Origin of the sequence: Coprococcus intestinihominis (assembly GCF_040096555.1) — a bacterium.
GTDB classification, from domain to species: domain Bacteria; phylum Bacillota; class Clostridia; order Lachnospirales; family Lachnospiraceae; genus Coprococcus_A; species Coprococcus_A intestinihominis.
Genome location: NZ_JBBMEK010000403.1, coordinates 1 through 1,802 on the forward strand (window position 1 = coordinate 1; position 1,802 = coordinate 1,802).

At 45.4% G+C, this 1,802-nt stretch carries 1 protein-coding gene; it reads right to left on the reverse strand.

The features are described 5' to 3' along the window. Positions 1-50: 50 nt before the first annotated feature. The coding region (locus WMO25_RS17655) for an aminopeptidase (RefSeq protein WP_349086507.1) at positions 51-1,802 on the reverse strand (1,752 nt) is incomplete at its 5' end.

Genomic DNA, 1,802 nt, shown 5'->3' on the forward strand with positions numbered 1-1,802 from the left:
ACCTTTCCTTTTTTATTTAAAATGTATCGTTGATACTATATAAGCACAGCTTATATGTTGAGTGGCTCATTCAGTGCTTCCGTACCTTCAAGGCAGAATTTGCCCTCCCGTATGATATCTACCTGCCTGCCGTCTGCAAAACATGCTGTAATGGCACTGATCTCATCGTAAGGAATCGTAATATCCGTATGCACATTAAAATATGCCTGTTCCGGATCCGTATCCCTCAGGCGGGACTTCTCATTCTCACGGGCAACAATTTCCTTGCCGTCTGTATTATATACCTTATGATCTTCACTATGGCTGTAGCAAGTATCGCCAATGGCAAAATGCGGCCCTGTCTTCTCCATAATGAGAATCGGCATCAACTGTGTAATGTCGAATTTTCTGGCCATGGCATAGGCCGTTGTGTTCGTGCCGATGGCAAATTCTCCCATTGGCAGCGTTTCATGATTCTGAAGGAGATTCTGTCTCAGATACTTCTGATTCTCTTCCCTGTCCTCATAATTGCTGCAGTCGGCTTCAGCAACACAGCCATCTTCAAACCGCAATGAAAGATTTCTGTAATTCAATCCATTAAGATAAACACTGCTTACATGCAGCGTTCCATTTGTTCCTGCCAATACCGGACTTGTAAAAATCTCACCCACAGGAATATTCACATCTGCACAACAGTTTTCAAACACCGTTTCCTTCGCCGGATCCTGAAGCTGCCATAAGGCAACTTTCAAATCCGTCCGGTTGCCGTTCATACCAGTAATATGCATATATTCCGCGCCGTCAATGGCATCGATCATCTTCTGCTGAATGCTTCTGAACAGATCATTATCCAGATTGTTGACTTTGATCGTCTCATCCATAATGGCCTCAAACCGATCGCCAATGGACGGCAGTGGCCAGGCAATGATTGAAAAACTGATGGCTGACGCATCAATATACTGATTGACAATCTCTGTCAGCTGTCCTGCCATGCGAACAGCCAGCTTCTGCTGTTTATCCGACAGTCGGATGTTCTCCTCTTTAGCCGCCGGTTCAAAGGGAGTCTCACCAAAAACATCCATCCAGGCCGGACCGGCATAATCCTCTGCCAGATCCGCATACTGCTCATAGGCAGATTTCGTCACACCGATGATGCGCTCACATAAAGCTTTGTCAAGATATAACCCCTTATCCATGCGGTGATCGTAATCATACTGCGGATTAGCCGAGCAGGACACAAGACCAAGCTTACCCGCTGTCTTGTTAATACTATGGATGGCATCCCTGCAGACAATCACAGAAAGTCCTAATGCTTCAAATTGCCGTATTGTTGAACGAAGCACTCGCTCAAAACCAATATTGGCTCTTAACTGGACATTCTTCTTGGCTGATAAGTCAATCTTATACAGTTCAAATCCTCTCACGTAGCCATTCACAAATGTAGCTGCCATATCGTCGATCACCGACTGATCCAGGTTGTTCAGATACGTAGCAATCGACTTTTCATTGGCAGAAATATACTCGCCATACTGATACAGATAAGACAGATCTGTCAAATCCGCCTTCATGATGATATCCTTGTAAAAGCTCAGGGCCGGATCTAGCTTCTCCCGGGTTCTCCCCGTCACAGTCTGATCACTGTAATCACTGACATACCAGTAAATGATCTGCAAAATCTCATCTCTTTCAGGTATACGGTTCTCAAAACGGTTATAAATCTCTATAAACAGTTCATTGATCGCTGTCATATCTGCCAGACGCCCCTGGAATGCCAGCGGGATCAGACCTCGGATCTCCGTGACAAGCCAGGCCATCATCGGACC